15 protein-coding genes are annotated in these 16,105 nt (G+C 51.0%); all 15 read left to right on the top strand.

Features of this window, described 5'->3' with window-relative positions; all coding sequences use genetic code 11:
* The 15 genes from trxA (at position 1) to PORAS_RS03785 (ending at position 16,102) form a co-directional block, all read left to right on the top strand.
* Positions 1 to 318, top strand: coding sequence for a thioredoxin (gene trxA, locus PORAS_RS03855; RefSeq protein WP_004331359.1), 318 nt, complete (start codon positions 1 to 3; stop codon positions 316 to 318).
* A 145-nt stretch (positions 319 to 463) separates the two neighbouring features.
* Positions 464 to 844, top strand: a complete 381-nt coding sequence (locus PORAS_RS03850; RefSeq protein WP_013760239.1) for a transposase — start codon at positions 464 to 466, stop codon at positions 842 to 844.
* On the top strand, positions 841 to 1,896 hold the full coding sequence (locus PORAS_RS03845; RefSeq protein ID WP_013760238.1) for an IS3 family transposase: 1,056 nt from the start codon (positions 841 to 843) through the stop codon (positions 1,894 to 1,896). The genes PORAS_RS03850 and PORAS_RS03845 overlap by 4 nt, the downstream gene beginning before the upstream one ends.
* A gap of 468 nt (positions 1,897 to 2,364) precedes the next feature.
* Positions 2,365 to 4,128: a T9SS type A sorting domain-containing protein gene (locus tag PORAS_RS03840; RefSeq protein WP_013760237.1), complete on the top strand. Its 1,764-nt coding sequence runs from the start codon at positions 2,365 to 2,367 to the stop codon at positions 4,126 to 4,128.
* Between the two features lie 129 nt (positions 4,129 to 4,257).
* Positions 4,258 to 5,823 (top strand): Ig-like domain-containing protein, encoded by a 1,566-nt coding sequence (locus PORAS_RS03835; RefSeq protein ID WP_013760236.1) that lies wholly within the window; start codon positions 4,258 to 4,260, stop codon positions 5,821 to 5,823.
* Positions 5,824 to 6,076: 253 nt separating this feature from the next.
* Positions 6,077 to 6,598 carry a dihydrofolate reductase gene (locus tag PORAS_RS03830; protein WP_013760235.1) on the top strand — a complete coding sequence of 174 codons (522 nt, stop codon included), beginning with the start codon at positions 6,077 to 6,079 and terminating at the stop codon, positions 6,596 to 6,598.
* Entirely contained in the window at positions 6,591 to 7,970 is a 1,380-nt protein-coding gene (gene hisS, locus PORAS_RS03825) for a histidine--tRNA ligase (protein WP_004331328.1), read from the top strand. The genes PORAS_RS03830 and hisS overlap by 8 nt, the downstream gene beginning before the upstream one ends.
* Positions 7,971 to 8,038: 68 nt before the next feature.
* Positions 8,039 to 8,629, top strand: coding sequence for a BamJ family beta-barrel-assembly machinery protein (bamJ, locus tag PORAS_RS03820; protein WP_004331329.1), 591 nt, complete (start codon positions 8,039 to 8,041; stop codon positions 8,627 to 8,629).
* Positions 8,630 to 8,642: 13 nt separating this feature from the next.
* A complete protein-coding gene (gene bamJ / locus PORAS_RS03815; RefSeq protein WP_013760234.1) occupies positions 8,643 to 9,368 on the top strand; it encodes a BamJ family beta-barrel-assembly machinery protein in 726 nt (241 codons plus the stop codon).
* A gap of 44 nt (positions 9,369 to 9,412) precedes the next feature.
* Positions 9,413 to 10,270, top strand: a complete 858-nt coding sequence (bamJ, locus tag PORAS_RS03810; protein ID WP_004331340.1) for a BamJ family beta-barrel-assembly machinery protein — start codon at positions 9,413 to 9,415, stop codon at positions 10,268 to 10,270.
* A 204-nt stretch (positions 10,271 to 10,474) separates the two neighbouring features.
* On the top strand, positions 10,475 to 11,683 hold the full coding sequence (locus PORAS_RS03805) for an aminotransferase class I/II-fold pyridoxal phosphate-dependent enzyme (protein ID WP_013760233.1): 1,209 nt from the start codon (positions 10,475 to 10,477) through the stop codon (positions 11,681 to 11,683).
* A gap of 5 nt (positions 11,684 to 11,688) precedes the next feature.
* Entirely contained in the window at positions 11,689 to 12,402 is a 714-nt protein-coding gene (locus PORAS_RS03800) for a pimeloyl-ACP methyl esterase BioG family protein (protein WP_013760232.1), read from the top strand.
* A gap of 42 nt (positions 12,403 to 12,444) precedes the next feature.
* Positions 12,445 to 13,221, top strand: a complete 777-nt coding sequence (locus PORAS_RS03795) for a methyltransferase domain-containing protein (protein WP_013760231.1) — start codon at positions 12,445 to 12,447, stop codon at positions 13,219 to 13,221.
* Entirely contained in the window at positions 13,218 to 14,249 is a 1,032-nt protein-coding gene (locus PORAS_RS03790; protein WP_013760230.1) for a TlpA disulfide reductase family protein, read from the top strand. Before PORAS_RS03795 ends, PORAS_RS03790 begins: the two co-directional genes overlap by 4 nt.
* Before the next feature lie 428 nt (positions 14,250 to 14,677).
* Positions 14,678 to 16,102: a DNA adenine methylase gene (locus tag PORAS_RS03785; protein ID WP_004331341.1), complete on the top strand. Its 1,425-nt coding sequence runs from the start codon at positions 14,678 to 14,680 to the stop codon at positions 16,100 to 16,102.
* The last annotated feature ends 3 nt before the right edge of the window (positions 16,103 to 16,105 follow it).

Below are 16,105 nucleotides of genomic sequence, written 5' to 3'. Positions count from 1 at the left end.
ATGGCAATGGAAATAACAGATGCGAATATAGCCGGTCTGATGGCTGAGGGCAAACCAATGATCCTAGACTTTTGGGCTACTTGGTGTGGTCCCTGTCAGATGGTTGGCCCGATGATTGACGAGATCGCTGAGGAGTTCAACGGTAAGATCATCGTTGGCAAGGTCAACGTCGACGAAAACAGCGACCTGCCCAGTCAGTACGGCATCCGCAACATCCCAACGATCCTCTTCTTCAAGGGCGGTGAGATGGTGAGCAAGCTCGTCGGTGCACAGAGCAAGGCTAAACTACAGGAGGAGGCTCAGAAGCTCCTCGACTAGTCACTGCGACTGTCGTCATCGTAATCGGACAGCGTCCGAGTCATACACAATAGCCACGTGGAAAATTCCAAATTTCCACGTGGCTATTTTTTATTTTGTCCTCTCCTGAAATAGTACACAGTTGGGGAAGCCAACCCCAACAACTATGAAACAAGAAAAAAGTACCCGAGGACGAAAGGGATATCCCCTAGATTTCAAGTGGAGAGTCATTGACGACCTCCTAGCCACCGGTGACAGCATTGCCACCACCAGCCAGCGCTACGGCATTACCACACGCACCATTCGAAATTGGTTGCGTACCTTTGGTGTAGAGTTACCCAACCAAAGCAGCAGTAGCACTATGAGCAAGACAAACAAGAACAAAGACGTAGATCCAGAGTACGCTGAACTCAAGCGTGAAAACGCTCGTCTCAAAGCAGCCCTCTTCCAGGCTGAGAGCAAGGCATTAGTCAACAAGACACTACTCGAAGTGGTCTTGAATCGCTACCACATTGATCTAAAAAAAAAGACCGATTTGCAGCCGTGAGACAGCTTGAGTCCGCCAAAGAGAGAGATCAAAAGCTCTCCATAACCTACCTTTGTCAGCTGTTAGAAGTCAGCCGCAAAGGCTACTACAAGCACACCTTCACCGAGCAAGACGAAGATGTCAAAGTAGCTTCCGTCCTACACTATTGCCAGTATGTGCGCGGTCAGCTCCCCAAAGCAGGCGTAGACACCATCCAGCAGTGTGCCAACGAATACTTCAAAGGGACCTTTCAAGTAGGTCGAGACTGGCTGTACAAAGTCTTAGGAGCCAACGATATGCTACTAAGAAGTCGCAAGCGCAAGCGTCCACCCCAGACGACCAAGGGAGTGGTCAATCACGGCTTCCAAGACCACCTGAACACCACCCCTAAGTACATAGCCACCGACCATTGCCGGCTCACCGTCTCAGACATAACCTACGTCAAATGTTTAGGGGGATTCGCATATCTCTCCCTGACGATGGACGCTTATAGCCGCATCATCACCGGCTTTGACCTGCAGCCCACGCTCTCCACAGAGGGTCCCTACAACGCACTAAGACAGACCGTTGACTTCTATCAGAAGCATGGCTTTGACCTCAAAGGGCTCATCTTCCATAGCGACCGAGGCTGTCAATATGTCTCCAAGCAGATGACCGACTACGAGGCCAGCCTAGGCATCGTAACCAGCGTCACCCAGACCGGAAACCCCCTTCACAACGCTATGGCTGAGCGACTTAACGGGATCATCAAGAACGACTGGCTTTACAACTTCGAGGATAAGCCCATAGATCAAGTTCGAGAGATCCTCTCTCAAACGATTGCTCTCTATAACACAGCGCGACCTCATCGAGCCATCAACAAGAAGACTCCGATGCAGATGCTCATACCAAATTACCCCAACCCTCTAACCACCCAACCCTCTAAGAAACAGACATCTAAGAACAATTCTCCCAAAGCTCTGAGCCTCAAATCTCCGAGCTCATGCCGCTTAACTCCACACAAAGACCTATCTTTGTGTACCTCCGCAGTAAAAACGACCACAAGTCGTGTACCCCAGCAGGAGCAAAACTAACAAATGAGTACACTCACAGGACTAACAAAAGTAACCCGTGTACCATCTCAGTAACACCTCCCCAACTGTGTACTTTTTTCAGGAAGAGGACATTTCCCACGTAGGAAAGAAAAAATTCCTCCGAAGTTTCATTTGATTCCTCCGAAGTTTCATTTGATTCCTCCGAAGTTTTATTTCTTCCCCACGTGGAGAATTTTTATTTTCCACGTGGATATTCGCGATTTTCCACGTGGAGATCCACTAGGTCTGCCTCCAAAACGCCTAAATTATAAGCCACCCGATAAAGCTATCAAAAACATCTTCCTCGAGAAATCGCACCAGTGGGCGGAATGTACGGCCGATTTGCGGAATTTTCAGGTTTGCTTTTTATAAATATATTGCTTAGTTTTGCTTTCGATGACGCTAGGCACATCACAACGTCACACTAGAGTTTCCCCTTTCGCACATTCAAATCAAGCTGTATAACTTATGAGGAACTTAATCACACGCTTAGCTCTAAGCCTCTCGCTCATTGGAGGTATGCTCCTGCCAGTGACCACGGCTACGGCACAGCAACAGCTCGCAAATAGTAACCCGCAGTTCGTTGGGACTACACCACTACGAGCAGAGCAAGCTGATGACCTGATCGACCTCCGCACCTCTCAGTATGTCGTCAAGGACATCAATGGCGAGGAGCACGACATCGATGCTATCCTTAAGTCTGGCAAGGCTATCCTGATAGACTTCTCAGCCACTTGGTGTAGCCCCTGCTGGTCTATACATAAGCTTGGCGTGTTGGACAAGATCTATGAGACGTTTGGTCCTAATGGGACCAACCAGATTGAGATCTTCTGGGTAGAGGCGGCAAATGAGCCCATCGAAGCGATCAAGGGTGACACGCTCACCTATAAGGCGGGACGCACGAGAGGAGACTGGACGAAGGACACCAACGGCAACCCTATACCTTATCCCATCATATCGGATAGCGAGCTAGCTATCCGGACACTCGGAGTACACTTTTCCTCCTGGCCTACTTTCGTACTCATAGGGGCCAATAAGAAGTGGGCTAACTGCGATGATGCGATATATGACTATAATGATCAGGGTGTTATGATCTTCGACCATGACTTCAAGATGCTCACGCAGATGCTCACCCTCTTCCCCACACAAGATGACAAGCCTGAGGAGGTGGGCTTCTCTGGTATGACAGATCTCTATCTAGGTGAGTCTGCCACGCTAACCCTGCACTACACCAGTGTCGCACCCATCACCTCTATCGAACACAATGCGCCTGAAGGTCTGAGCGTCACGAAGATCAGTGACACACAGTACAAAGTCACCGCACAGCATGTCGGCGATTATGAGATCTCAGTAAGCGTAACCAACAAAAACGGTACGACAAGCGAGCGTGTCGCCGTGTCCGTCTCTGAGCCCATATCCAGCTACCCCTTCTTCGCTCCTATGGACCATAAAGACAAGCTCGACAAGGGGTGGCGCTCCGTAGATCATGATGGAGACGGATTCGCCTTTGACTCAGCGCTAGGACGTGGCTACTATGAGCGCGTTAGACTTTCTCCCGCGGAGACCTTTACGGGCGCTGAGGATAGTAACGATTGTCTTGTCTCTTGGGGTACATTCTTCCCCGTGATTATGGACGATCACGATCGTCTACAGGGCTACGACATCACTCCTCAGAATGAGCTACGCTCAGCCCCCATGGTCATTGAGGTCAATGCGACCCGCCCCACCTTCTCTTGCTATATCAAAAACTTCCTATGGGCTGAAAAGACGGACGGGCTCAAAGTGATGGTCTCTGAGCCAGGCGGCACACCCGTAGAGCTACTGGTGCCTCAGACCGCCACCGAGGAGTGGACGCAAATCCAAGCAGATCTCTCGGCCTACAAGGGTAAGACCATCTACCTCTCACTAATACCCGTCGTTAACGGGCCTAGTGGCATCGCTGTAGACCAGCTCCGAGTGACGATGGACGGATCGACAACAGAGGTCGAGACACCTACACACACGATCCAGACATCGCTCTATCCCAACCCGGCTACCGACCTCATTACCGTCCGAACGGTCGTAGGTAGCACTATCGAGCTCTTCGCCAGCGATGGGACAATGGTAGCTACGACTCAAGCGACTAGTGCTGAGACTACGATGACCATAGCACAGCTTCCCGCCGGGCGCTACCTAGCCCGCATCACAGCACCTGATGGTCAGATCATACGACGTCCCATCATCATCCGCTAAGCTCTAGCAAGTATCGCTATCCACTCATACACCCATAGGGAGTAGAGCGTATGTATGGGCAGTAGCTTTTCCGCCGAGAAGAGACATAATACGTAACATTAACAACTTAACCCTATCAATAAATAGTTTATGAAACAGATCACCTATCTAATCGCTACACTGGCACTCCTCCTTGGAGTCGCTAGTTGCCAGTCAAACAGCCCAGATGTATCCCCAACGAACATCTCAGTAGAACCTAAGTCAATCACAATGCACGTAGGGGATACGCAGGCTCTGCAGGTCTCTTATGAGCCTAAGGATGTGACCTTCGCCATCTCGTATGAGAGCCAGTCGCCAGAGATCGCCACTGTGACAGAGCAAGGGGTCGTACAGGCTGTCAAGGAGGGGCAGACTAGCATCATTGTACATGTCGGAGACAAGCAGGCTACCTGTCCTGTTTCGGTAGTCGCTAAGGAGGCTCCCGTCGAGACTGTCCTAACGATTACAACGCCTGAGATCACAGTCCAGAAGGGCGAAAAAGCAACTATCGGCTACACCGTCACACCACAGGAGACGACCGTCACCTTTGAGTCTGACACCCCTGAAGTAGCCACGGTCAGTGAGACTGGCGAGGTGACAGGTCTCCTCATGGGATATGCTACCATCACGCTGAAAGCCAATGACAAGAGCGCAACTTGTACGGTCATCGTAGAGGACGACCCAGCGAACATCAAGCAGGAGATGCCTCTCTTGAAGTTCTCTGCTAAGTACAACAAAGAGCTACACATCACAGACCCAGAGGTCCTAGCCTACGAGAAGGCTCTAGGACGTACGGAGCAAGGCATTGACTTCACCAATCATCAGAACTTCCTAGGCTTTGTCAATACCAACCTCACAACCATCACTGGAGTTCTCTACGGACTACGTGCTAAAGGGGTGGCCGACTACATCGTAGGCTATAGCAAGGAGAATCTAGATGAGTGTCCACGCACGAAGGCTATGCTCAACAAGCTAGGCTTTAAGGACTTCAAGGAGACTGTCGTCGCTGTCGATGATCGTCAGGAGAAAGCTCTAGTAGCTGTCTGCGAGAGCGATCCTGAAGTCTCCGTAACTATCTACAATGACCCCAATCCTAAGCTCAAGAGCATACTATACGTACAGTTTGCCAAGCAGCTACCACCCGATCCTATCCAGACCAAGCACGCTATCCTGACCGATGCTAAGGACTTCCCCTCTGTGACAGACTTTGCTACACTCGATCCTGACAAGATTAAGGCTTTCGAGAGCAATCTCGGACTACGTACTTACGACGATCAGAAGTCCTCTACAGGGACCACCCTTTACTTCAACACTAAAGAGGATATGATCGCCAAGAGCAACATAGAGTACGTAAGCTACTTGCTAGAGCCACCGCTCTTTCCACCCGTCTTCATCAGCTGTCGCCTACTATGTGTGGGTAGTCAGGATGACCTAGAGTCCGAAGAGCTGAAGAGCTATCTCAAGGCCAACGGATTTGACCAGAATTACAAAATCACGGAGTACAAAGAGGTCGAGGTCTACAACGCTCAGGGAGATCAATGCGTCGTCGCCATCAGAGACTACGAGAATCCTCCTATCTGCGCCATGACCATCACACTCAAGAAAGACTTGCAGAGTAAGTCCAGAGCTAAGCGTGCCATGCGCTCCTATCCAAAGATCGCACAGTGCGTTAGGTAAGTAAGGAGTCTCCTCAGCAACAGAGCTGACACCTTACTATACTATATAATAGTAGCATAGCAGGAGAGGCACCCCGCACATATGATAGGGATGCCTCTCCTTATATATACCACCTCGGATGGCGACGTCGCAGACCGCCTCTCTAACCTCTAACCTCTAATCTCTAACTTCTAATCTCTAACCTCTAACCTCTAACTTCTAGCCTCTAACCTCTAATTTTCGTACCTTAGCTCCCAAATTAGTTTGTCTGGATATGGAAGTATGGATTATAGTGGCGACGGCGCAGGACCGTGCGATAGGGCGTGATGGCACGATGCCGTGGCGTCTGAGAGATGATTTGCGCCGATTTAAGGCGACTACGACGGGACACGCAGTCATTATGGGGCGACACACTTGGGACTCCATCGGCGCTCGTCCACTGCCCAACCGCTACAATATAGTGGTCTCTCGCACCTTGACCGAGGGCAATGCCGAGACGCACTATGTCGCCTCCACCCTAGAGCAGGCACTACACCATTGCCAGCAGGCGGGCTACGAGCGCGCCTACATCATGGGAGGCGGGGTGCTCTACAAGAGTGGTCTACCCTACGCTACGCACCTCAATCTGACAGTGATTGACACGGTCGTACCTGATGCTGACACACATTTCCCAGAGATCAACCTAGCGGAGTGGTCCAAGCTCGAGGAGACGCACTATCCAGCTGATGAGCGCAATGACTACCCCGTGACACAAACGCTATACAAACGAATCGCAACGGCTAAACGCTATGAGTAAACCTTCGATACCTAAGGGAACAAGAGACTTCGGTGCTGAGGAGATGCGCCGACGCAACTATATATTTGAGACGATACGCTCCGTCTTCGCGCTCTACGGCTTCGAGCAGATAGAGACGCCCGCTATGGAGCAGCTTACTACGCTCACGGGCAAGTATGGTGTAGAGGGAGACCGACTACTCTTTAAGATCCTCAACTCGGGCGACTATAAGGCGGGGATTGACGCTGAGACCTTTACGGAGGAGTCTCCCGCAGCCTTGGCGGCTCGTCTTTGTGATCGTGGGCTACGCTACGATCTGACCGTACCCTTCGCTCGCTATGTGGTGATGCACCGCAACGAGCTAACCTTCCCCTTCAAGCGCTACCAGATGCAACCCGTATGGCGTGCCGACAGACCGCAGAAGGGTCGCTATCGCGAGTTTTACCAGTGCGATGCCGATGTCATCGGTACCGACTCGCTGATGCCTGAGGTGGACTTTGTCTATATGATCGACGAAGTCTTCCGTCGGCTTGACCTGCGTACCACACTACTACTCAACAACCGCAAGATACTGGCGGGCATTGCTGAGGTGATCAAGGCTCCTGACCGCCTAGCCCAGTTGACCATCTGTATGGACAAGCTGGACAAAACCTCTGTGGAAGCTGTCTTGGCGGACCTCGTCGAGAGTGGCTTTGATCCAGACTCGCTAGAACCCGTTCGCAAGGTGCTGACGCTAGAGGGGAGCAATCGTGACAAGGTGACAACGCTCCGACAGCTGCTCGCTGACTCCGAGATAGGGCTCAAGGGGCTGGAAGAGCTCGAGTACGTCCTGGACCATGTCGACACGAGCGACCTGATGACAGATCTAACCTTCTCGCCTTCGCTGGCACGTGGCCTGGACTACTACACAGGCGCTATCCTAGAGGTCAAGTCGCTCGATGCCCCGATGGGATCTATCTCCGGTGGCGGACGCTACGACAATCTGACGGGTATCTTCGGGCTGGATGGCGTCTCAGGCGTCGGCATCTCTTTTGGCGCAGAGCGTATCTACGACATTATGCTTTCGCTGGGTAAGTTTGAGACAGCGATGGCTCCCGAAGAGCGCATCATCATAGTCAACTTTGGCGAGGAGGAGCTGCAGAAGCTACTCCCCATAGCACGTCAGCTACGCCAGGCGGGACTCCCCACGGAGGTTTACCCTTCAGCAGACAAGATGAAGAAGCAGCTCTCTTACGCCAATAGTCGTGGCTGTCGCTACGTCATCATCGCTGGAAGTCAAGAGCTGAGCGATGGCAAGGTCTCGATCAAGGATATGACCCTCGGCACGCAGCAGGAGTGTCCACTCGAGGAGATCGTTTCTCGCCTGAGGGAGTCGCTCTCCGTTGGTCATTAGATAGCTCATCTCGTGAAGAATTGCTACCTTTGCAGGAGTATTTCTCATCTAAAAACAGAATAACCCCTATGCCACAAGACGAAGTAAGCTACGCACTAGGCCTAAGCATCGGTCAGAACTTCAAAGCGTCCGGAATCAAGGCGATCACCTCTGAGGACTTTATCGCAGGTCTCCAAGACGCTCTAGCTGAGCGTGAGCCACAGATGACCACCGAACGAGCTCGTGAGGTGATCAACCAACTGTTTATGCGCCTGCAGCAAGAGGAGTCAGAGCTCAACGCAGCTGCTGGCAAGGAGTACCAAGAGATCATGCGCCACAAGAGTGGTGTCGTGACGCTCCCCAGCGGACTACAATACGAGATCATCAAGGAGGGCTCTGGCGCTAAGCCTAAGGCTACCGACAAGGTGCGCGTACACTACCACGGCACGCTCATCAATGGGGTCGTCTTCGACAGCTCCGTAGAGCGTGGCGAGCCAGCTGAGTTTCCACTCAATGCGGTCATCCCAGGCTGGACGGAGATCCTACAGCTGATGCCCGTGGGCAGCAAGTGGCGTGTCGTGATACCCTCCGAGCTAGCTTACGGCAGCCGTGGCGCTGGCGACGTGATTCGCCCCAATATGACGCTGATCTTCGAGATCGAGCTACTAGACATCGTATAGACACACTAAAGATATGACACATCGCATCTTGACCGTTGCGCTGACGCTACTCATAAGCGTAGGCGCACTCACGGCGGCTGAGCCTCCACGTCTCATCTCATCAGCTGATACAGCTGCCTATGCACTAGGCGTGGCTAATGGCGTAGGCTTTGCACAAAACCTATCTCAGATGCCTGGCGACCCTATCAATAAGGAGTTGCTTTTGGCCGGCTTCACGGCAGCTTTTCTAGAGCAACCTACAGCTATGACCAATGAGGAGGCGCAGGCTTTCCTCTCCAAATACTTCCAGCAGCTCCAAGAGCAAGAGATGCAGAAGACAAAGGAAAAGAACGAGGCATTCCTCAAGGGCAATGGAGAGCGTCCTGAGGTCAAGACGACCCAGAGCGGACTACAGTATGAGATCATCTCCGAGGGCAAGGGCCCTCGTCCCACGGTCGAGGATACGGTCCGTGTACACTACACGGGTACGCTCATCGATGGCACGAAGTTCGATAGCTCCGTGGATCGTGGCGAGCCTGCTAAGTTTGGGCTCTTACAAGTAATCCCAGGCTGGACTGAGGGACTATGTCTACTGCCTGAGGGCAGTAAGGCTAAGCTTTACATCCCCGCACGTCTTGCATATGGTGAGCGTGGAGCGGGTAATATGATCCCGCCTTATGCGACGCTGATCTTCGAGATCGAGCTACTAGAGGTGATCAAGGGCGAGCCTATTCCCCTCGCTACCCCAACGGATAAGTAATCTGAACAATACATCGCGAACAAATATCTTAAATACAACTTACAATGAAGAAATCAATTCTCTCACTCCTCGCAGTGGTGGCAATGGTCTGCACCTTTGCTAGCTGTAACAAGACGGCTCAGAAGAGTGACACAAACGACGAACTATCATCTATGACTGATAGTGTAGCTATGATCCAGGGCTATATGACTGGTCAGCAGCTCGGTCAACAGTTTATGATGATGGCTATGCAAGGCATGCCTGTAGACACCGTTGAGTTCCTCAAGGGCTTCAAGAAGGGTATCGCCGACACAACGAAGTTCTCTTATTACGCAGGACAGATCCAGGGAGTACAAACTGGCATGGGTCTTGCTAAGGAGGGCATCGATGCTAAGATCTTTGCCCAGTACCTCGAGTATGCTCTCAAGGGCGACACGACTAAGATGACAATGGATCAAGAGACAGCGTACAACTATATTCAGAACTACTACAATAAGAAGCAGGAGATCGAGAATAAGGAGAAGTACGGCAAGAACATCGAGGAGGGCAAGAAGGCCATCGAGGACTTTGCTAAGCAAGATAACGTCATCACGACAGAGTCTGGTATCGCTTACCGCTACGCTACGAAGGGTACGGGCAAATCTCCTGTAGATGGTGACAAGGTGAAGGTGACCTATCGTGGTACACTGGTCGATGGCACTGAGTTTGACAAGAGCGAAGAGCCTATTGAGTTTGGTGTGAACCAGGTGATCCCAGGTTGGACCGAGCTTCTCAAACTGATGAAGGAAGGCGACCAAGTGATCGCTTACATTCCTTACAACCTAGCTTACGGGGCTAATGGTAGTGGGGCTTCTATCGAGCCATTCTCCACGCTTATCTTCGACGTGACACTCCTAGAGGTTATCCCCGCAGAGAAGAAGTAATCAGCGCGACGCACTGTCGCCATGCATGAAGACTTAAGACATTCATGCGTCTGACTGATCTGGACCTACACAGTATCTAGAGTTGGCACACGTCGTGCTACTAGATTCCGTGTAGGTCTATTCACAAGAGAAGAGAGGGCTTATCAATGGGCTCGCTCAAGTATTACAATTCTGACGAAACGCTCTCCATACTAGCTAAGGGTTATGTCTCACTTCGAGTCACATATAGAGCAGATCCTCGCCACGCTACGTGACGAGCGGGCTCTCCGTTCGCTCTCCCCCATTGAGCCTCTAGAGGATGGACGTTACCAAGCCCTCGAAGATGCGCAACAGCAACCGCTCATTAACCTCAACAGCAACGACTACCTAGCTCTCCACGACGCTACCTGTCACTTTGCCGATGAGACCGATCTGACCGACAGCCTACAGACGCTCTCTGCGAAGGATGTCGGCTCTACCTCTTCGCGCTTGCTCTCGGGAGACAGGGCAGTGATGCACCAGCTGGAGGATCTCATCGCAAAGTCGTTACAGCACGAGGCTGCCTTGCTCTTCAACAGTGGTTACCACGCTAACGTCGGAATCCTGCCAGCACTCAAGCTACCAGGTATGGTGGTGATAGCCGACAAACTGATCCATGCCAGTATGATCGATGGGATACGTCTCTCTGGACTGCCCTTCGAACGCTTTCGTCACAACGACGTAACGCAGCTCCAGCGTCTCATCGAGAAGCATCACAGCTCCGAGAGTTGCCAGCATATCATCGTCATGGCCGAGAGCATCTACAGCATGGATGGTGATCTCGCCCCGCTACAAGCTCTCGTGGCTCTCAAAAAGCAATACCCCAAGGTGGCTCTCTATATAGACGAAGCGCACGCCATCGGAGTTCGTGGAGCCCATGGCTATGGTCTCTGCGAAGAGCTAGGCTTACTTCCAGAGATCGACCTACTTGTCGGCACCTTTGGCAAGGCTCTCGGATCTATGGGCGCTTATGTCGCTTGCTCTGAGGCGGTACGCACACTACTCATCACACGCTCACGAAGTCTCATTTACTCGACCATGCTGCCTCCACTCATCATTCAGTGGGTACTAGCAGTCTGGCAAGCTCTCCCCACACTCTCCCAGCGAAGAGCGCACCTAGCTACGCTACAACAGCTGCTGACCGATGAGCTAGCTTCACTCCCGGAGCAACTCCTACCCACTCCACACAGCCATATCATACCACTCCTCTGCGGGAGTCGTGAGCGAGCTAGAACCGTGGCGCAAGCACTACACGAGGAGGGTTACTTCATCCGCCCCATCATGTCTCCGACCGTACCTGTCGGCTCTGAGCGTCTGAGGATCTCACTCACGGCAGGCCTAACCTCGTCAGACGTCAAGCGACTCTGCCAAGTCATCCTAGCACACCTTGCCTAGAGCTTATGCAGTACATCTTCCAGCGAAACAGTGACCAGGCTCCCGCCCGCCAACTCATCATATACTTCTGCGGATGGGGTATGACGCCTGCGACGGTTTCGCACCTGACATTGCCTGATCGGTGTGACTTACTCGCACTTTACGATTATCGGACCCTCGAGCTGAGCATCGACCTCACAGATTTACCTTGGGACTCTTACCAGGCGGTCACCATCGTAGCTTGGTCGCTAGGCGTTTGGGCTGCCGAGCAGGTCATACCGCATTGGTCTATACTGCCCAGCACACGGCGTCTGATAGCAGTCGCCGGTTCGCCCTATCCTATGCACGACCAGTGGGGGATTCCTAGCCAAATATTCGTAGGTACCCTAGAGGGACTAACCGACGAAAACCGCCAGCGCTTCAACCGCCGTATGTGTGGCGGCAAGCGATACAAGCAGCTTTACGATATCCTATCCGAGCGACCCACCACAGAGCTTCGCGACGAACTGCAATCGGTCTACGACAGCCTAGCTACTACTGAAGCACCCGAAGCAACGCCCCACTCTAGCCTAGCCTGGGATCTAGCGATCATCGGAGAGCGTGATCAAATCTTCCCAGCGAAAAACCTCTCCACGCTATGGGATGCGGTAAATGTTCCGACACTACTACTTCCCGATGGCTACCATTACCTCTTTGACCTATGGCACTCGTGGAGTGAGCTATGGGAGGCCTTAGAGTAAAACTAGAGAGTCCTTACAACTTCCCCACCCCACCCAACCATTATGACAGCATCTCTCGCCCATCAGTTCGACCGTGCAGCAGCTCATTACAACGAGGCTGCCGAGCCACAGCGACTAGTGATCGATCGGCTCGTTCAGTTGCTCGAGGAGCATTTATCTAAGACGGAGCGTCACTTTGCTCACGCCTTTGAGATGGGAGCGGGATCTGGACTACTGACGGAGCGTATAGATCAGCTCGTTGAGGTCGACCATTGGACCCTCGCCGACCTATCCCCAGCACTTCTGGCGCAGGTCCCTAGACTGAGAGACCCACACCCAGAGCTATGCGTAGGAGACGCCTTCGAGCTCTCTCTAGAGGGACTCGGCATTGATCTCTTCGTTTCCAGCAGTGCCATGCAGTGGCTCACAGACCCTTGCGCCTACTTACAGCGCACCGTCCGAGAGCTCGCAGCACAGGCGACAGTAGCCGTCAGCACCTTCGGACCAGACAACCTTCTCGAGCTACGACAGCTCACGAGACAAGGACTACACTACCCCTCACTAGCCACATGGCACAATACCCTTCAGGAGCTTGGCTACCCCTACGAGATCCATGCGGAGCGACTCGTCATCCCCTTTGCTGACCCTCTAGCTGTACTACAGCATCTGCGCCATACAGGCACCGCACAGCTACCCAACGCTCCTCAGCAGATACACACATCCAGACAACTCAAAGACTTTACAAAAAAATATATTACTAACTTTGCAGACGAGACGGGTCGAGTCACACTCACCTTTCATCCGGTTTATATCATCATCAACAAACATCCTATAATATGAAACGAACACTATCCCTTTCCTCTCTGCTGATCGTGCTAGGCACGCTCTTGGTGCTTAGCAGCTGTAACCGCAACGATCAGAAGACGACGCTACAGCTCCATGGACTAGGGGACAACCTGTCTGGTCTGACAGCTTATCTTTATGATGAAGCTGACCCCAAGACGCCCATCGACAGCATCGTCATTCACGACACCATCGCCAGTCTATCCTTAGACAACCTACAAAAAGGGTACCTCTACCTACTCTCTTGCGAGGGTACACCACTCAACGCTCAGTTTGTCTACGAGGGGACCTCACTAGACTATAACCTCAACGATGGGCAAGTCAGCGGTTCTCCCGCCAACGATGCTTGCAACGCCTTCGAGCAAGACATTATGGTAGTCATGCAGGCTGACTCCATCGACCAGGCTGCTGGTCAGGAGATAGTCCGTAAGTACATTGCCGAGCAAAAGGACAACCCCCTCGTACTACGCGCTATGCAGTATGCTATGTATCTCTTCGATGATCTCTCTGAGTTTCAGAAGCCTCTAGAGGAGATGGGCGAAAACGTCAAGCGCCTTCCAGCCTATACAACCCTAACGGAGCAGATCAAAGCAATGATCAATACCAAAGCAGGTCAACCCTTTGTAGACTTTGCGGGCATCACCACAGAGGGTGAGCAGGTCAAGCTCTCTGACTACGTAGGTCAGGGGCAGTATGCACTCGTTGATTTCTGGGCTTCTTGGTGCGGTCCTTGCCGTCGCGAGATCCCCACGCTCATCCAGATGCACAAGAAGTACAAAGACAAAGGACTACTCGTCCTCGGCGTCGGTGTATGGGAGGATAACCACGACACCCATCTACAGGCCGTCAAGGAGCTCCAGATCCCCTATCCACAGATCTATGATGATCAAAACAATCACGCCACCTCTCTGTACGGCATCATGGGTATCCCTCAGATTATGCTCATAGGGCCTGACGGAGTCATCATGCAGCGTGATCTTCGTGGAGAACAGATCGAGCAGATCCTCAGCGAGATATACAAGTAGTCGACATTACTATAATAGTCAATGTCTCTAGAGTAGTCTAAGGACAGAGTCTCTCCTTCTCTTAATCTTGACAAAGCAGTTAGAACCTTTCGAGATTAAGCGAAAGAGAGACTTTTCCTTATAATAGTTTTTACACCTCAAAACATTAAGAACTAGTTGCTCTATTACTCTTGCGTTTCTCCGATTTGCTAATTCAGTAGCTCAGAGGGAAGATTCACCCGCTGGCAGACATCCCTGCAAAGATACGACTGACAACTATAGAGGGCTTTCTTCTAGTGCTGTTTTCCGACTTTTGAATAAACCAACAATTAGCCAGACACGCTGATGAAGACTCTCGGTGGTTAGGTAATTAAGAGACGATAGGGAGCCTAGATTGTCGTTGATTTCGTATCATCTTATTCCGCCCTTACGTACAATGATGAGGTTAGATGAAAAACAAGTATATTTGCCGCCAGCAGATATCAGTGGACACTCTAGAAAAGATGAATAACATAAATCAGATACTCAAAGAGATTCGTGCGGATCGCAGATTACAGCTATTGGAAGTTCAACGCCGAACGGGTATCGAAAGTACTCTCATTAATAAAATCGAGACTGGTATCAAGATGCCTACCTCAGATCAAGTAAGTAAACTTTCCAAGGCTTATGGACTCGATCCCGAAGAACTCCTTGAGCCATGGAAGAAGGGTCAGGTTTCAAGCAGCCTAAAATATCCGCCCCTTGATTTTTCCGTGCCCAAAGTGGCTGAAAAGGGATTACAATATGAGATTCAATACATCCCTTTATTTCAAGAATACACCCTTCCAAAGACTCTCAGTATAGAAAGCCGTCGATACATTGGCAATAAAGCTAAGCTGACAGGCTGGATCATGGAGACCATAAAAAAGGAGACTACAGGAGTACATTCTTTTTGCGACCTCTTTGGTGGGACTGGCGTAGTAACCAGCTGTGCTCTTAAGACTTACGACCAAGTGATTGTGAACGACTTCCTCTACACCAACCACATTATTTACACAGCCTTTTTTGATCAAGGTCAATGGGACAAGGAGAAAGTGCAGGGGGTCATTAATTCTTGGAATGTCCTTAACCCAGACGAGCTGACAGACAACTATTTCTCGACACACTTTGGAGGCAAATTTTTTGGCGAAAAAACAAGCAAAGTGATCGGACATATCCGACAGCAGATTGAAGATCTGCGAAATGAACTCACTGGTAAGGAGTATGCCATCCTCCTCTCCGCACTTATCTATAATGTAGATCGATTGTCTAATACTGTAGGACATTTCGATGCCTATATTAAGAAGCCCATTACTGAGACAAGACCATTCTTTCATATGATTGACGCACAGGAGTACGAAGGAGTGGAAATTTACAGAGAAGATGCCAATTGTCTAGCAACAAAAGTGGAGGCAGACCTATTCTATCTTGATCCTCCTTACAACTCGAGACAGTACTCTCGATTTTATCATGTTTACGAGACTTTGGTAAAGTGGGATGAACCAAAGCTCTATGGGGTAGCTCTAAAGCCAGCTCCTGAAAATATGAGTCGCTATTGCACTGTGAAAGCTGTAGATGCTTTTCGGGATCTCGTCTCAAAGATGAAGACTCGATACATAGTCGTCTCATACAACAATACCTATAATTCCAAGAGCAAGTCTAGTGAAAACAAAATCAGCCTAGAGGAGATAGAGTGCATACTCTCCCAGGCGGGAGAGACCAAAGTCTTCGAGCATAGGCACCAAGCTTTCAATACGGGGAAGACTGAATTTAAAGACCACAAGGAGTTGCTTTTTATCACAAAAGTGAATGAAGACAAAAGAAATAAGGCGTTCTCCCCTCTTTTACGTAGGTGACAA

The sequence above is a fragment of the Porphyromonas asaccharolytica DSM 20707 genome (assembly GCF_000212375.1).
Lineage (GTDB): Bacteria > Bacteroidota > Bacteroidia > Bacteroidales > Porphyromonadaceae > Porphyromonas > Porphyromonas asaccharolytica.
This window is presented reverse-complemented; position numbering and strand designations above follow the sequence as displayed.

Excerpts from the sequence above, each read along its gene's own strand:
- PORAS_RS03800 (WP_013760232.1), top strand. The coding sequence starts at position 11,689 with ATGCAGTACATCTTCCAGCGAAACAGTGACCAGGCTCCCGCCCGCCAA.
- trxA (WP_004331359.1), top strand. The coding sequence starts at position 1 with ATGGCAATGGAAATAACAGATGCGAATATAGCCGGTCTGATGGCTGAG.
- PORAS_RS03785 (WP_004331341.1), top strand. The coding sequence starts at position 14,678 with ATGAAAAACAAGTATATTTGCCGCCAGCAGATATCAGTGGACACTCTA.
- hisS (WP_004331328.1), top strand. The coding sequence starts at position 6,591 with ATGAGTAAACCTTCGATACCTAAGGGAACAAGAGACTTCGGTGCTGAG.
- PORAS_RS03835 (WP_013760236.1), top strand. The coding sequence starts at position 4,258 with ATGAAACAGATCACCTATCTAATCGCTACACTGGCACTCCTCCTTGGA.
- PORAS_RS03805 (WP_013760233.1), top strand. The coding sequence starts at position 10,475 with ATGTCTCACTTCGAGTCACATATAGAGCAGATCCTCGCCACGCTACGT.
- PORAS_RS03790 (WP_013760230.1), top strand. The coding sequence starts at position 13,218 with ATGAAACGAACACTATCCCTTTCCTCTCTGCTGATCGTGCTAGGCACG.
- bamJ (WP_004331340.1), top strand. The coding sequence starts at position 9,413 with ATGAAGAAATCAATTCTCTCACTCCTCGCAGTGGTGGCAATGGTCTGC.
- PORAS_RS03840 (WP_013760237.1), top strand. The coding sequence starts at position 2,365 with ATGAGGAACTTAATCACACGCTTAGCTCTAAGCCTCTCGCTCATTGGA.
- bamJ (WP_004331329.1), top strand. The coding sequence starts at position 8,039 with ATGCCACAAGACGAAGTAAGCTACGCACTAGGCCTAAGCATCGGTCAG.
- PORAS_RS03795 (WP_013760231.1), top strand. The coding sequence starts at position 12,445 with ATGACAGCATCTCTCGCCCATCAGTTCGACCGTGCAGCAGCTCATTAC.
- PORAS_RS03830 (WP_013760235.1), top strand. The coding sequence starts at position 6,077 with ATGGAAGTATGGATTATAGTGGCGACGGCGCAGGACCGTGCGATAGGG.
- bamJ (WP_013760234.1), top strand. The coding sequence starts at position 8,643 with ATGACACATCGCATCTTGACCGTTGCGCTGACGCTACTCATAAGCGTA.
- PORAS_RS03850 (WP_013760239.1), top strand. The coding sequence starts at position 464 with ATGAAACAAGAAAAAAGTACCCGAGGACGAAAGGGATATCCCCTAGAT.